Genomic DNA, 14,925 nt, shown 5'->3' with positions numbered 1-14,925 from the left:
TCCGCAAACGGACTGATAAAGTGCTCCCTTGATGCCTCAGCGACCACTGAGGCAAGGATCTTCTGGGCCACGGTTGTGCCTTTTTCATCTTGCACAAGCACAGCTTCCAGCAGACGGATGTGCAGCTCGACACCCCAGGGAATCGCATCTTTATAGCGCTCGCGAATACCCTGAATGGTTTCACGGGCCCGCATAGAATCTCCTCGGGCCAGATCTAACCTGACCAGCATGCAATCCAACAGGCCTGGCATCATGGGGAACAGTTCCGGCACGCACCCCGCCTTACGGTAGGGTTCCAGCTTGGCGACTGCCTGGGCGGCACTGTCAACCTGATTCAGGGCCAACCAGCAACTGGCCTTGAGCGCCTCCAGAACGGGAACGAACAAAGACTCATCAACCTGCCAGGCATGCATGGTGCGTTCAGCCCGACCGATCCAGACAAAAGCGTCTTCAAGCCGCCCCTCGGCACGACACATCAGTACGCGAATGGCCATGGCCATAAGCAGCCCCAGGTCCCGCGTCTGCTCGGCATGGCGGCCACAGGTGACCAGCAAGCGGTCTGCTTCCTTGTACCGTCCCTGATGCCAGAGCACCAGCACAAGGTTCAACTGTAGCCGGGTTTCACCGATGCGGGCGGGCCTGGCCAACTCGTGCATAGCCGTATCCAGACCGGTACGCAGCAATTGTTCAGCATATTTCAAGGAGCCTTTCCCAAGCTCTATCCGCGCGTGCGCGTATACCGCCAGCGCTTCTGAGCCCGAATCACCCGCTTCTCGCGCAAGGCGAGCTGCGGCTCGATTGGCATCTCGCGCTTCCTGAAACTGTCCGGATGCACACAGGGCGCTGGATCGAACCATCTGGGTTACCAGTTGCCCCTGGGTCGACAGATCACCCTCGGCCAACGCCTGATTGGCCATTTTGAGGGCTGGCCCCACACTACCCTCACCTCTCAGGATGAACGCTTTCAGCGCACAGATACGGGCAGCGTGCTCTTCCATCCCGGCTTCTCCCAGTCCTTCAATGAGCGCTCTCGCCTGATGAAACTGTCCGCCGATGGCATGAACCCAGCTGTACACGATCCGGAGCCGTGGACTCCGTTCCAGAAGCTGCCCAGGCAGGCTCTTGCGCAACCTGAGCAAAGAGGCAGTATCCTGCCCCAGCAACAACGCCTCCGACCCCTCAGACGCGATGCGAATCACGGCCTCGGCATCGCCGCTCAGCAACGCATATTTCAGCGCTTCCGGAAACTGGCCACGCTCACCGAACCACCGGCTCGCGTGGCCCATGCGGTCCGCGTAACCCGCCATAACCGGAGTTTTGAGCCATTCCTGCAACAATGGATTGAAGCGGAACCAGCGACCCCGACCGGGCATGCCCCTCAGCGGCAGGCCACTGTCCATTGCCTGCGAGGGCACAAAACCCACCTCGGGCATATCGGGAGCGAGTGCCAGGAAGAGCTCATCGGAACACAATTCGAGTTCCGCCATGGCTCTCAGGGACCGACGCTGGGCCGACGTCAGGTTGCCCAGCACTGACTCCTTCAGGAACCGCTCGATGCTGTTGGTTTCCTGAACCGGCTTCAAGTCCGGGTTGCGGGCAATTTCACGCCGATAAAGCGCAAGCGGGGTCGGCCAGCCTTCGGTCATGTCGTAGAGATTATCAATGGCGATGCTGGAGAGCTGATTGGAGCCAAGCAGCGAACCAAAGAATTCGAAGGTTTCCGATCGACTGAATTCCAGTGCGTCACTACCAAGGCGAACCAGCCGATTCTCAAGCTCAAGGCCGTGTGTTTCAAATGGCAGCGCCCGCCGGGAAATAAGGATGATCGACAGGTATGAAGGGAGGTCGGTAACCAATTGCTGAAGCAGGGCCACCACGGCCGGATTGCCGATATTCTGGACGTTGTCCAGGATAAGAGCCCGGCACGGCCAAGCTTGCTGGCGGTCAAGGGCAACCAGCATCATCGCCAGGGCATCTGAATAGGTAGCGCCACCCTGAAGACCGCTCTTGGAGGCCTCCGGCAGATCAAGTGCAATGGAAATAAGGGTAAGAAACCGGGCCGGCGAATTGTCCTGTCCGTTCAATGCGACCCAGCGAAGGCTGTCAGGCTCGAGTCCGGCAGCAAAAAGACCGGCGGTCACAGCGTGGGACTTTCCAAAACCGCAAGGCGCCTCAACGAACAGCGCACCCCGGGGAATCAAGGCATCGGCAATACTCTGATTCAGTGCCGGCCGACTCAGTGCCCCCTCAGGAAGCACCGGCACCTGCAACCGTTGCCTGAGCAGGTCCCTGACCAGCTCTCCCCGCTGCAGACCACTGTTGGCTAACTGGAACTCATCGTTGGCTGCACAGCCATCACTGAATGGTTTCACGCATTGCCCCGTTTTGACATCGGCCGGAAGTTTCAAACTCCAGAAACCGACAAATGGTTTCCTGCACTGACTTTTGAGTGGCGTCCGGCTCCGGGTACGCCTTTAGTATGAGACGAAGGTTAAACCAATTAAGGGGCGGGCTGCAAAATTTTGACGTAAAAGGATTTTAGGAGGTGGCGATTTTTTAACATTAACCGGCGTTCGTCTGCTTTTCCCGATCACAAACGAAAACGGCGGGCCAAAGGCCCGCCGTTTAAACACACTTTTGACGCTTATCGAGTACCAGCGCGACGAAGGGCCGCCGGAGTGTAATCCCGAGACCGGCGCTCAGCACCAAACTCGTACGGATTCTCTTCCTCGTTGGTCAAGCCCAGCGCCAGATAACGGCCGGACAGAAGATCGTACAGTACCTCGATGGCGTACCACGGCACGTCCTGATCGTAGAACTGCATCGCATGTGCTTCGGCCACACGCCAGAGCTCACCACGTCCGTCGTAATGATCAATCACAGAGGCCTGCCAGGAGTCTTCGTCAATGAAGAAATCACGCCGGGCATAGATGTGGCGCTCGCCTTCTTTCAAGGTCGCGCGCACGTGCCACACACGGTGCAGCTCGTAACGGGTCAGGTCCTGATTGATATGACCGGCATTGATGATCTGGTCATAGCTGAGGCTCGGATCAACCAGCTGATAGGAGTTGTAGGGGATGTACATCTCCTTCTTTCCAACCAGTTCCCAGTTGTATCGATCGGGTGCACCGTTGTACATGTCGAAGTTATCGGATGTACGCATACCATCGGCAGCGGTACCCGGTCCGTCGTAAGCAACCTGCGGTGCCCGGCGGACACGACGCTGACCAGCGTTGTAGACCCAGGCGCGACGTGGCTCGGCCACCTGGTCAATGGTTTCGTGAACCAGCAGGACGTTACCGGCCAGACGTGCCGGCCCCGTGATTGCCTGTTTGAAGTAGAACAGCACGTTCGGGTCCTGTCCCGGCTCGAAATCTTCGAGCGCGGTACGCCAGGTAAACTCGTCCTGGAATTTGACCACAGAGAAGTCGCCGCCCTCCGTGGGAGTCACCTGACCCACATTCCGCGCAACGGAACCGCCGCGGTAGCGCGTGATATGGTTCCAGATCACTTCGAGACCATTTTGTGGAATCGGAAACGGAGTGGCTTCGGTGTAGTTGCCGAGGCCGTTGCCGTTCTTGATCAACTCGACTTGAGTCGCATTCTCGATGGTCTTGTCGTTGACTTCCTTCGGATAACCCGCAGTACGATGGGTCTCGTAGACCGGCATGAAGTAATCATCGTAACGCTTGATCATTGCAATCTGGCCCGCCGACAGGTTGTCCGCGTACTCATCGACGTTGCTCTGGTCGATTACGAACTTCGGCTCCTCGTCCGCAAACGGATCCACGTAGCGACCATCGCCCTTGTAGGCCGCAGGCGGCGTACTCAGACCACCGTCCCAGGCTGGGATCGCGCCGCCGTTCCCGGCTTTCTCGGCTCCGATCGGAGTCAGAGAATTGCCCAGCTTGGCCGCTTCCTCAGCAGAAACCGCACCATAGGCCTGGCCTGCAAACACGCTTGCAGCCAATACACCCGTGGCCAGTAGTTTCTTGTTTAGTTTCATTTATAGTCCCTCGTCAAACGAATTCGTTCCGGTATCAGAATGAGTAGGAAACACTCACGGTTGCGAAATCACGGTCAGTTAACTCGTTATACGGCTTTCCGCCGAAAAAGTTCGTGTAACCGATATTACCGGTGATTTTATTCTGATAAATCGCTTCCACAGAGAGGCCAACTGCCTTGCTGCCCTCGTTGAACGCACCGCCTGGCTGCGGGCTGTAACCCTGCACGTCATGAGACCAGGCCAGCTGTGGGCGCAGGTTTACACCCGCGAACACGTTGGGGTAATCCCAAACGAAGCGTGCACGGTAACCCCAGGAGAAGTCTGTAGTGAACCCTTCGTTGTTGCAGTAGTTGGTGTTGATATTGGCACCCGCCTGACAGAAATCGCCAGTGAAGTTTTCGCCAACAACCGGCAGGGTTCCGATGCCGTAGGTGCCCGAGCGGCCGTAACGAGCTTCGTCGTATTCCGGCAGGTCATGGATGTAGGTTGCGCCGAACTCGGTGATGAAGGACAGTCGGCTGGCCCCCATAACCTGGTCGAAAAACTTGATCAGGGTAAACTGTGCCTGAGACACGTTAAAGCGGTCATAACCCGCAACCGCCTTGCCCGCGAGGTTGGCGCCACCGCTCTCTTCAAGACGCTGGGCTTCCAGCTTGCTCAGAACTTCGCCGTTGGGGCCGCGCTGCTGGAGACCGCCGTAGATCAGCTCGAACGCGTTCCACTGCAGCGGCACGTTGTCACGGAAGCTGTATTCCGCACCCAATGACCAGCCACTCACGGTTGTGTTGATGCTGACGCCGTACAGGTTGATATTCTCCGGGTACTCAATGAAGTAGCTCGGGAAGGTTGAGGACGGCAGCGAGGGATCGCTCGCCTGGGTCGCACTCGGGCTGGACGGGTTGTTGACCAGACCACTGACGTACGGCAGACGGCTGTTGTACTTGATGTAATAGAAACCAAGCTCGGAATCGTTCAGGGCCGGAACGTACCAGCGCATGGCCACACCGAACTGGTCTTTGGAATCCGCTTCCTGGTCCCCAAGACGTGGAGCAATGAAGCCCTGGGCTAACGCCTGGGAGTCCGGCAACTGACCGGCCAGAAGAACCGGGCCACAGCCATCCGAGGCGAAGTCGTTGGTTGAGAAGAACGTACCGCAGTCATCCGCCTTTACCGGCTCCCAGTCTGCCTGCACGAAGGTTTCCAGCGTGATGTTCTCGGTTACACCCGCGGACGCATAGAACATCTCCACCGGCAGCAGTGCGTCTTTCAGCTCGGCACCGGGAGCCCGGAAGGCCGGCACGTCAACCGGGTTGATGACGTTGATGCCACCCTGGATGAATGTGCTCTCGCCCCAGCTCAGCACCTGGCGGCCATAACGAAGGCTGACTGGCACGTTTCCGAAATACCAGTCTGTGAAGACGTAGGCGTCCAGCAGCTCGCCACCGGAGGCGTTGTCTTTGGCTTTCCGGTTCAGTTCACGCTGCTGACCCACGAAGTCAACGGCACGGTTCTCATCTTTCAGCTCAAAGTCGTACCAGTAGCGGCCACGAAGCAGACCACCAACGCGAGTAAGCACATCACTGTCGACGTTGTAGTTCAGGAACAGTTCACTGTTGCCCTTGGCGATCTTCGAGTAGGTTTTCCCTTTCTCGAAGTTCAGGTTACCGTCGTCGTAGTTGTTGGTAGAGGCGCCAATGTTCTCCAGTGCTCCGCCTGGAGCGTACTCTGGCCCGAGGTTACCCTGGGCGATCAGGCGCTTGTCCTGGTCCTCCAGTCGCCAACCAGCACCCGCAGACAGCGTGGTGTTGAACTGGGCTTCGACATCCCCCATGTAGAATGAGTAAGCGGCGGCCTGGCCAGACATTCCGGCGGCTACTGCCACGGCCAGCGGTAATTTGGTCCAACGCTGCCATTGCTGAGTTTTTCTTGTCATTGGAAGGCTACTCCATTGTTGTTCTGAGTCGCTGCTCTGATTATTGGTGTTCACGATGTATTGGAGGCTTCATGCACAGTGCTCGTGATGTTGGCACTATAGCTAACGCTGTCGAGCGCTTTGATCAGTCAAAAGTATGATTTTGCCCTAACACCCCATTAACCAGCGGGTTTCCTCGCACCGCTTCACTATAGACAACTATTCTGGATGCAACCACTTTGGTTTGATGGGATTTTCCTGTTCAAGGCCGGATCATTGCAGTGGCCAATGCACCGCGATTCAACGGGAGGATATTGAAGGAGGGTGGAACGTCGGAAGGGGTAGAGACAGCCCAGTCCATCCTTGGCCCGGGCCGTTCAGTCAGTGAGTTACAGCAACTCAATCGCCATGGCGGTTGCCTCACCACCGCCGATACACAGCGCCGCGACGCCCTTCTTCTTGCCATAATGCTGCAACGCGTACATCAGTGTGACCAGCAACCGGGATCCCGTGGAGCCTACCGGGTGCCCCTGGGCACAGGCGCCACCGTGGACGTTGACCTTCTCCGGATCGAGCCCGAGCTCGCGAATCGGCATCATTGCGACCATCGCAAAGGCTTCGTTGATCTCGAACAGGTCAACATCTTCTTTTGACCAGCCGGTTTTCCCCAGCAACGTCTCGATGGCACCGACCGGAGCGCAGGTAAACTCGGACGGATGCTGGGACTGCGTACTGTGGCCCACGATTCGTGCCAACGGCTTGAGGCCACGCTTCTCCGCCTCAGATTCCCGCATGAGCACGAGCGCAGATGCGCCGTCGGAAATTGAGGACGCGTTGGCCGCCGTTACGGTGCCATCCTTGCTGAACGCCGGACGCAGCGTGGGAATCTTTTCAATATTGGCATTGAAGGGCTGTTCATCATCCTCAACCACGGTGTCGCCCTTGCGTGACTTGACCGTAACCGGGGTGATTTCAGCCTTCAGAAGACCTTCTTCGATCGCCCGCTGGGCCCGCTTGAGGGAATTGATGGCATAGTCGTCCATCTCTTCACGGGTATAGCCCTTCTTATCTGCCATCTCCTGGGCGAAGGCACCCATCAGACGGCCGGTTTCGGCGTCTTCCAGACCGTCCAGAAACATGTGATCCTGAGCCGTATCGCCAGGGCCCATACGATATCCCTTGCGGGCATTGGGCAAGATGTAGGGGGCATTGGACATGCTCTCCATGCCGCCGGCGACCATGATGTCATTGCTGCCCGCCTTGATCAGGTCATGGGCAAACATGGCCGCTTTCATGCCGGAACCGCACAGCTTGTTGATGGTTGTGGCACCGGTATTGTCCGGAAGCCCGGCCTTACGCATGGCCTGACGGGCTGGCCCCTGCTTCAGACCCGCAGGCAGAACGTTGCCCATGATCACTTCCTGCACGTCGGCAGGCTGAAGTCCGGCGCGCTTGACCGCCTCTGCGATGGTAATCGCACCAAGCTCGGGCGCACTGACCGCCGAGAGGCTGCCCTGGAAGCCGCCCATCGGGGTGCGGACGCCGCTGACAATCACTACATTATCGTTGCTCATACATGGATCTCTCTGTCGTTTTCATTGGGACGATTAAAACTGCGTCCTCGCTTACGATTCAGTGGTGCTGAATTCTTATGATGTTTGTCAGGGTTTGTGAGGCGCCTCAAGGTACTCCCGCGACTGCATCTCCAACAACCGGGATTCAGTGCGTTCGAACTCGAACTCCAGACGCCCCCCGGAATACAGCTCGGTAATCGGGGCAGCGGCGGAGATGATCACCTTGACGTTGCGATCGTAGAATTCGTCCACCATGTTAATAAACCTTCGCGCCTGATCATCCTTCTCGCGGCCAAGTATCGGCACATTGCTGATGATGATTGCGTGGAACTGTCGGGCCAGCTCGATGTAATCATTCTGACTGCGGGGGCCATCGCAGACATCCTTGAAATCAAACCAGACCACGTCGTCGGCGTGCGCTCGAGCGGGTATCTTGCGGCCGTTTATTTCCATGCTCTTGCTGTGCTTGCCTGCTTCCACGGCAAGAGCATCAAAACTGGTCCGCAAACTGACATCCGCATCCTCGTCAAGCGGGGAGTGGAACAGCTCTGCCTGCTCCAGCGTTCTCAGGCGGTAATCAACACCGCCATCGACGTTCACAACGTCGGTATGCTTCTTGACCAGTGCGATCGCGGGCAAAAACCGCGCCCTTTGCAGCCCATCCTTATAAAGGCCATCCGGGACGATGTTGGAGGTACATACAAGCGTCACCCCCCGGCTGAACAAACCGTCCATCAGCGTCGCGAGAATCATGGCATCGCCAATATCCGACACAAAGAACTCGTCGAAACAGATAACCCGGGCTTCATCCGCAAACTTCCTGGACACCAGGTCCAGTGGATTCTTCTCACCCTTAAGGGACTTGAGTTCATTGTGAACCCGCTGCATGAACCGATGGAAATGCACCCGCATCTTGCGATCGAACGGCAGTGACTCGTAGAACGTATCCATCAAATAGGTTTTGCCACGGCCAACCCCGCCCCAGAAGTACAGCCCCTTAACAGGATCTTCCTTGCCTTTCTTCAGTTTTCGGCGCAACTTGGCCATCGCACCGTTACGGTCACTTTCCGCCTCAACGAGTTTGTCGTACAGTGACTGGAGTCGCCTGACAGCGTCTTCCTGTGCCGGGTCTTTCTGAAATTCCGGACGCTCAAGATCCTTCTGGTAACGCTCCCAAGGGGTCAAGTTTGCACTGACGTCTGAGGACATAACTTCTGTCATTGAGGAATTCCCGGAGGTTGGTCGTAAAATTTTGGGCGCCGTATTGTCGCGCATTTCGCGATTTTTCGCCACGCCGGGCATTTCTGAAGCAATACGACGATTGGCGCAGGATACAATCATGGGCTGATTGCTCTTCCGGCGTTATACTCGGAAGTGGTGCGAGGCTAATTTCCAGGTAAAAGGACGACACAGCATATGACAAACCTGATTCTGGCAGCGATTGCCGCGTTGATTGTGGGCATCGTCATCGGGGTAGTTGTTGGCCGCTCCGGGCAAGGAACCACGCTTAGACAGCGTCGGGCGGAACAGCAGATTGAAGAACTGAGAAGCGAATATACCCGCTACCAGGCCCAGGTGAACGAACACTTTATGGAGTCGGCCCACCTGCTGCGTCGTTTCAATGACGCCTACCGCGACGTCAACCAGCACATGGCCCGCGGCGCAAACCGGCTGTGCAACGACGAGGAATGGATGGAAGAGCTGGCCCAGGAAACCTCCAGGAAACGTCTGGAGGAAGTCAGCGATGACGGCGTCGAACCGCCACGCGACTACGCGCCAAAAACCGACCCGGGTGCCTCAGGCACATTGGCGGAAGGTTTCGGCCTCCCGAAAAAAGAGAAGGCCTGATCAGTCAGACCGGGTTGTCGCAATCGATAAATTGGTGCGTCAGCCCGAATTCCTGCGCCAAAGCCTGGCCAAGCGCCTGTACGCCGTAACGCTCAGTGGCGTGATGACCCGCCGCATAGTAATGGATGCCGCACTCGCGTGCCGTGTGAGTGGTAGGCTCTGAAATTTCGCCACTGATGTAGGCGTCCAATCCAGCCTCCAGTGCCGTTCCAATGAACCCTTGGGCAGCGCCCGTGCACCAGCCAATCCGTTTAATCTCAGACCTGCCTTCACCTACCCGCAGCGGCGACCGACCCAGCTTCTGTTCAATGTACTGACCAAAGCGGTCCGGACTCATGGCTTCTGTGAGTTCGCCCTCCCAGACCAGCCCACCAAGTGGCCTTGGATTTTCTATACCCAGGACATCCGCCAACTGGCGATTGTTGCCGTAAACCGGGTGATCGTCCAGCGGGAGGTGGTGAGCGACCAGATTGATGTCGTGATCCAGTAATTGCTTCAGGCGGTCACGCTTCATCCCCCGAATACGCTGATCCTCGCCCTTCCAGAAGTAACCGTGATGGACAAGAATCATGTCGGCGCCCGCTTCGATGGCCGCATCGATCAGTGCCCGAGACGCGGTTACGCCACTGACAAGGGCTCGAACCTCCTCTTTGCCTTCAACTTGGAGACCGTTGGGGCAATAATCCTGGAAGTTGTCCGGCTGGAGCCACTCGTCAATTTTGCGAAGGATTTCATTACGGTTGGCCATAGCTCGTCTCCTGTCTGACTATTCCTGGAAGATCGTCCTGGCTCTGCAGGCTCGCCCGGACCGGAGGCTACAGAGACTGAAGCCCCTTGATCAGAGCATCATTCTGCTCCGGCGTACCAATTGTGATTCGCAGGAAATCGCTGATTCTTGGCTTACTGAAGTGACGAACGATGATGCCCTGCTCTCTCAAACCCTGGGCAAGCAACTCACCCGCTTGCGACTTGTGGCGGGCGAACACAAAATTCGCCCTGGACGGTAGCACTTCGAAATCCAGCTTTTCCAGGGCAGCGCTCAAGCGTTCACGCTCGGCAATGACTCCGTCGCAGCATTTCCGGAACCAGGCTTCATCCTCGTAGGCCGCCTTCGCGCCGGCCAGAGCCAGCCGATCCAGTGGGTAACTGTTGAAGCTGTTCTTGACCCGGTTGAGGGCTTCAATCAGGTCCGGATGACCGACCGCGAAGCCAACGCGCAGCCCAGCCAAAGACCGGGCCTTGGACAGCGTCTGTGAAACCAGAAGGTTGGGATAGGCATCCACCAGGGTAATGGCACTCTCGCCGCCAAAATCGATGTAGGCTTCGTCAACCACCACCACCCGGTCGGGATTTGCTTTCAGGATTTCCTCTACCTTGGCGAGCTCCAGGTAACGCCCGGTGGGGGCGTTGGGATTCGGAAAAATCACGCCGCCGTTGGGTTGCCTGAAATCATCGGGATTGATTTCGAACGTATCCGTCAGCGGAATTTTCTTGCCTTCAATGTTGTACAGGCCGCAGTAAACCGGATAGAAGCTGTACGTCACATCTGGAAACAGGACGGGTTCGCCGTGCTGGAAAAGACCATAGAAAATGTGCGCCAGGACTTCGTCTGAACCGTTGCCCAGGAAAACCTGCTCCGGCTTGACCTTATGGTAGCCGGCGATGGTTTGGCGAAGGCTATCGCCTTCCGGGTCCGGGTAGAGACGGAGGTTGTCGTTCAGTTCCGCCTGAATGGCCTCAATCACCCGGGGTGACGGGCCAAACGGATTTTCATTGGTATTCAGTTTGACCAGGTTAGCCATTTTAGGCTGTTCACCTGGCACATACGGGACCAGGTCATTGACCTTAGGGCTCCAAAACTTGCTCATGGGATTCAGGCTCCGGGGAGAAAAATGGCGAGCGCTCAGTCTTCGATACGGTACTCGGCCGATCGGGCATGGGCGGTGAGTCCCTCACCCCTGGCCAGAACAGAGGCCACCCGACCCATGCGGTCGGCACCGGCCGCACTGAAACCGATGATCGACGATCGCTTCTGGAAATCGTAGACCCCCAGGGGCGAGGAAAACCGCGCCGTACCACTGGTCGGGAGAACGTGGTTCGGCCCCGCACAATAGTCGCCCAGCGCTTCCGCCGTGAATCGACCCATGAAGATGGCTCCAGCGTGGCGGATTTCTTCCACCAGCGCTTCCGGGTTCTCAACCGAGAGCTCCAGGTGCTCCGGCGCAATGCGATTCGAGACCGCCGCCGCTTCACTCAGATCAGCGACTTCAATCAGAGCCGCCCGACTGCCCATGGACTCCGCGATAATTTCGGAACGCTCCATGGTAGGCAGCAACTTGTTGACGCTGGCCTCGACTGCATCGAGAAATGCCGCATCCGGACTGATCAGGATCGACTGGGCCTGCTCGTCGTGCTCCGCCTGGGAGAACAGATCCATGGCGATCCAGTCCGGGTCAGTCTGGCCATCGCAGATCACCAGGATTTCAGACGGGCCGGCAATCATATCGATACCGACGGTACCGAAGACTTCACGTTTCGCCGTGGCAACAAAAATGTTGCCCGGACCCACGATCTTGTCGACCGCAGGGATGGTTTCCGTGCCGTAGGCCAGTGCGCCTACAGCCTGGGCGCCACCCACAGTAAACACCCGGTCTACACCCGCAATCGCAGCAGCGGCCAGGACCATGTCGTTCACCACCCCATCAGGCGTAGGAACCACCATGACCACCTCGCTGACACCGGCAACCTTGGCGGGAATCGCATTCATCAGCACCGATGAAGGATAGGCTGCCTTGCCACCTGGCACATACAGTCCCGCCCGGTCCAGCGGCGTCACCTTCTGGCCAAGCACGGTGCCATCTTCATCCTCGTACTGCCACGACTGCTGATTCTGGCGCTCGTGATAGTCGCGTATACGGTCGGCGGCCTTCTCCAGTGCGATACGTTGATCCTGAGGGATCGCGTCAAGCGCCTTTTGCAGGCGCCCCTGATCCATTTCCAGTTCGGCAACACCACGAACCTTGAGACGATCGAACTTCTCGGTAAATTCCAGAACCGCAGCGTCTCCGCGGGTTTTCACTTCATGCAGGATGTGACGAACCGATTCATTCACCTGATGATCAACGCTGTCATCCCAGGCCAACAGCTTGGCCAGTGCACTGTCGAAGTCACTTTGGGAGGCATTCAATCGTGTGATGTTGATATCGGTCATGTATCAAATCCTTCAAGGAATTTATGACTTGCTCAGGTTGATTTCCGGAATGGGTCAGGAGAAGTGGTCGGACAAGGCGCTTCTTACCCCTAAGTACGCCGCCTATCCACCGCAGCAGACATCTTTTCGATTATGGGGTTTATCTTCTCGTGTTTCATCTTCATGGACGCACGGTTCACCACTAGGCGGCTGCTGATGTGTTCGATCAGTTCCCGCGCCTCCAGGCCATTGGCCTTGAGGGTATTCCCGGTATCCACAATATCGACAATTTCATCCGCCAGGCCAAGAATTGGCGCCAACTCCATGGCTCCATACAACTTGATGATGTCTGCCTGACGCCCCTGCGCCGAGTAATAACGACGCGCGAGGTTAACGAACTTGGTCGCCACCTTGATGCGACCGGCAGGGGGCGCCTGGTCCTTGGGCCCGGCTGTCATCAGACGGCAGCGGGAGATGTTCAGATCAAGCGGCTCATAAAGACCTTCCCCCCCATGTTCCATCAGCACATCCTTGCCGGTGACACCAAGATCCGCACCGCCGTACTGAACGTAGGTCGGCACGTCGGTGGCGCGGATGATCAGCACCCGCACGTTGGGATCCGTGGTGGGGAACACCAGCTTGCGGGATTTCTTGATGTCGTCGACCAACTCGATACCGGCCTCCGCCAGCAACGGCAGGGTCTCCTCGAGGATTCGCCCCTTCGACAATGCGATGGTGATGGAATCTGTCATGCGTACTTCCGGTTTCCCTTTTGTCTCTGTCACGCCGGCAAGCGGCGGATGCTGGCGCCGAGCAGCTGCAATTTTTCTTCAATACACTCGTAACCGCGATCAATGTGATAGATCCGGTCAACAATGGTGTCACCATCAGCAACCAGACCGGCGATCACCAGACTCGCCGATGCCCGGAGATCGGTCGCCATAACCGGCGCTCCCGCCAGATGGTCAACACCCTTGATGATCGCAGCATTGCCTTCGAGAGTAATATCCGCGCCCATGCGGATCAGTTCCTGCAAGTGCATGAAGCGGTTTTCAAACACCGTTTCGACGATCGTACCGGTGCCCTCGGCAACGGCGTTCATAGCCGCAAACTGCGCCTGCATGTCCGTCGGGAACGCAGGATAAGGCGCCGTGCGAAGGCTGACCGCCTTCGGCCGCTTGCCCTTCATATCCAGCTCAATCCAGTCCGGTCCGGTGGTGATGTGGGCGCCCGCCTCCGTCAGCTTGAGCAGAACCGCCTCAAGCAGGTCCTCGCGGGTATCCTTGAGCTTGACCCGGCCACCCGTTGCGGCAGCGGCAACCAGGTAGGTTCCGGTCTCCACGCGGTCCGGCAGGACATTGTAATGACACCCGTGCAGGCGCTCGACACCGTTGATTTCAATGGTTGCTGTGCCATGCCCTTTGATGTCAGCGCCCATGGCGATCAGACATTCCGCCAGGTCCACAACTTCCGGCTCACGCGCAGCGTTTTCCAGAATGGTTTTACCCTCGGCGAGGGCGGCTGCCATCATCAGGTTTTCGGTGCCGGTTACGGTGACCGTATCCAGGAAAATATGGGCACCTTTGAGACGCCCATTGGTCTTGGCCTTGATGTAACCATTTTCCACCTTGATATCCGCGCCCATCATTTCCAGGCCATGAATATGAAGGTTTACCGGGCGACTGCCGATGGCACAGCCACCGGGCAGGGAGACCTCAGCCTCACCAAAATGTGCCACCAAGGGACCGAGCACCAGGATGGATGCACGCATGGTCTTCACCAGCTCATAGGGAGCGTGGAAGTGCTTGATGGTATTGGCGTGGATCTCCACGCTCATTTTTTCATCAATCATCAGTTCCACCCCCATGCGACCGAGCAGCTCGATCATGGTGGTGACGTCGTGAAGATGCGGCAGGTTACCAACGGTTACCGGTTCATCGGCCAGCAGCGTGGCAGCCAGAATCGGCAGTGCTGCGTTCTTGGCACCGGAAATCCGGATTTCGCCATCCAGAGGCCTTCGCCCCCCGATCAAAAGTTTGTCCACAATAAATATCCTGTCTTGTTTGGGCAAATCAGCCCTGGCGCTCAGCCCATTCAGCCGGCGTGAAAGCTTTCGGATGCAGTGCGTGGATCGTTCCATCCATGACTTGCTGGAACAGCGCCTTGTTGATCAGCTGCTGCCGCTTGATGGTCGACAGTCCCTCGAAAACGTCACCCACCACGACAACCAGGTAATGGGTCCCATCAACCTGTACCTGAACTTCGCAGCCGGGCAGTGCTTCTTCGACCAGCGCCGTGACTTCGGTGGCGTCCATAAAAAATCCTCGGGTGTTTTGAAATCAGGGGCGAGATTGTAACCAATTCCGGACTTCGGGTCAGCTTTACCGTCCGGTAA

Annotated in this window: 11 protein-coding genes and 1 pseudogene; 1 reads left to right on the top strand and 11 read right to left on the bottom strand. The window is 57.4% G+C overall.

Annotated elements, in window-relative coordinates:
• Positions 1 to 11 precede the first annotated feature (11 nt).
• From QQF73_RS19270 to zapE, 5 genes and pseudogenes are all read right to left on the bottom strand, one after another.
• Positions 12 to 998 (bottom strand): annotated as a pseudogene (locus QQF73_RS19270) (tetratricopeptide repeat protein); the annotation flags it as partial.
• A 1,646-nt stretch (positions 999 to 2,644) separates the two neighbouring features.
• Positions 2,645 to 4,006 carry a DUF1329 domain-containing protein gene (locus QQF73_RS06220; RefSeq protein ID WP_219866334.1) on the bottom strand — a complete coding sequence of 454 codons (1,362 nt, stop codon included), beginning with the start codon at positions 4,004 to 4,006 and terminating at the stop codon, positions 2,645 to 2,647.
• A gap of 34 nt (positions 4,007 to 4,040) precedes the next feature.
• The gene (locus QQF73_RS06215; protein ID WP_219866335.1) at positions 4,041 to 5,939 is read right to left on the bottom strand and encodes a DUF1302 domain-containing protein; all 1,899 of its coding nucleotides are present in this window, start codon (positions 5,937 to 5,939) and stop codon (positions 4,041 to 4,043) included.
• 368 nt (positions 5,940 to 6,307) lie between these two features.
• On the bottom strand, positions 6,308 to 7,492 hold the full coding sequence (locus tag QQF73_RS06210; protein WP_219866336.1) for a thiolase family protein: 1,185 nt from the start codon (positions 7,490 to 7,492) through the stop codon (positions 6,308 to 6,310).
• 87 nt (positions 7,493 to 7,579) lie between these two features.
• Entirely contained in the window at positions 7,580 to 8,677 is a 1,098-nt protein-coding gene (gene zapE, locus QQF73_RS06205; RefSeq protein WP_228743413.1) for a cell division protein ZapE, read from the bottom strand.
• 231 nt (positions 8,678 to 8,908) lie between these two features.
• Here zapE and QQF73_RS06200 point away from each other — a divergent pair, with 231 nt between their 5' ends.
• Positions 8,909 to 9,340, top strand: coding sequence for a Z-ring associated ZapG family protein (locus QQF73_RS06200; protein WP_219866338.1), 432 nt, complete (start codon positions 8,909 to 8,911; stop codon positions 9,338 to 9,340).
• A gap of 4 nt (positions 9,341 to 9,344) precedes the next feature.
• Here QQF73_RS06200 and QQF73_RS06195 read toward each other — a convergent pair whose 3' ends face one another.
• The 6 genes from QQF73_RS06195 to QQF73_RS06170 all read right to left on the bottom strand — a co-directional run bounded on the left by QQF73_RS06195 (position 9,345) and on the right by QQF73_RS06170 (position 14,845).
• Complete coding sequence (locus QQF73_RS06195; RefSeq protein ID WP_219866339.1) at positions 9,345 to 10,088, bottom strand: Nif3-like dinuclear metal center hexameric protein; 744 nt, start codon at positions 10,086 to 10,088, stop codon at positions 9,345 to 9,347.
• A 67-nt stretch (positions 10,089 to 10,155) separates the two neighbouring features.
• Positions 10,156 to 11,208 carry a histidinol-phosphate transaminase gene (hisC, locus tag QQF73_RS06190; protein WP_219866340.1) on the bottom strand — a complete coding sequence of 351 codons (1,053 nt, stop codon included), beginning with the start codon at positions 11,206 to 11,208 and terminating at the stop codon, positions 10,156 to 10,158.
• Between the two features lie 35 nt (positions 11,209 to 11,243).
• The gene (gene hisD, locus QQF73_RS06185; RefSeq protein WP_219866341.1) at positions 11,244 to 12,551 is read right to left on the bottom strand and encodes a histidinol dehydrogenase; all 1,308 of its coding nucleotides are present in this window, start codon (positions 12,549 to 12,551) and stop codon (positions 11,244 to 11,246) included.
• An 89-nt stretch (positions 12,552 to 12,640) separates the two neighbouring features.
• Positions 12,641 to 13,282, bottom strand: coding sequence for an ATP phosphoribosyltransferase (gene hisG / locus QQF73_RS06180; RefSeq protein ID WP_219866342.1), 642 nt, complete (start codon positions 13,280 to 13,282; stop codon positions 12,641 to 12,643).
• A 29-nt stretch (positions 13,283 to 13,311) separates the two neighbouring features.
• Positions 13,312 to 14,574 carry a UDP-N-acetylglucosamine 1-carboxyvinyltransferase gene (gene murA, locus QQF73_RS06175; protein WP_219866343.1) on the bottom strand — a complete coding sequence of 421 codons (1,263 nt, stop codon included), beginning with the start codon at positions 14,572 to 14,574 and terminating at the stop codon, positions 13,312 to 13,314.
• A 28-nt stretch (positions 14,575 to 14,602) separates the two neighbouring features.
• Positions 14,603 to 14,845 carry a BolA family protein gene (locus tag QQF73_RS06170; RefSeq protein ID WP_218634992.1) on the bottom strand — a complete coding sequence of 81 codons (243 nt, stop codon included), beginning with the start codon at positions 14,843 to 14,845 and terminating at the stop codon, positions 14,603 to 14,605.
• Positions 14,846 to 14,925 lie beyond the last annotated feature (80 nt).

Origin of the sequence: Marinobacter albus (assembly GCF_030238305.1) — a bacterium.
Classification (GTDB): domain Bacteria; phylum Pseudomonadota; class Gammaproteobacteria; order Pseudomonadales; family Oleiphilaceae; genus Marinobacter; species Marinobacter albus.
The sequence above is the reverse complement of the archived record's forward strand: the minus strand, read 5'-3'. Positions and strand labels throughout refer to the sequence as shown.

Bases quoted from the DNA above. Each gene is read 5' to 3' on its own strand.
- hisG (WP_219866342.1), bottom strand. From the start codon at position 13,282: ATGACAGATTCCATCACCATCGCATTGTCGAAGGGGCGAATCCTCGAG.
- hisD (WP_219866341.1), bottom strand. From the start codon at position 12,551: ATGACCGATATCAACATCACACGATTGAATGCCTCCCAAAGTGACTTC.
- hisC (WP_219866340.1), bottom strand. From the start codon at position 11,208: ATGAGCAAGTTTTGGAGCCCTAAGGTCAATGACCTGGTCCCGTATGTG.
- QQF73_RS06220 (WP_219866334.1), bottom strand. From the start codon at position 4,006: ATGAAACTAAACAAGAAACTACTGGCCACGGGTGTATTGGCTGCAAGC.
- QQF73_RS06195 (WP_219866339.1), bottom strand. From the start codon at position 10,088: ATGGCCAACCGTAATGAAATCCTTCGCAAAATTGACGAGTGGCTCCAG.
- QQF73_RS06210 (WP_219866336.1), bottom strand. From the start codon at position 7,492: ATGAGCAACGATAATGTAGTGATTGTCAGCGGCGTCCGCACCCCGATG.
- QQF73_RS06215 (WP_219866335.1), bottom strand. From the start codon at position 5,939: ATGACAAGAAAAACTCAGCAATGGCAGCGTTGGACCAAATTACCGCTG.
- QQF73_RS06200 (WP_219866338.1), top strand. From the start codon at position 8,909: ATGACAAACCTGATTCTGGCAGCGATTGCCGCGTTGATTGTGGGCATC.
- QQF73_RS06170 (WP_218634992.1), bottom strand. From the start codon at position 14,845: ATGGACGCCACCGAAGTCACGGCGCTGGTCGAAGAAGCACTGCCCGGC.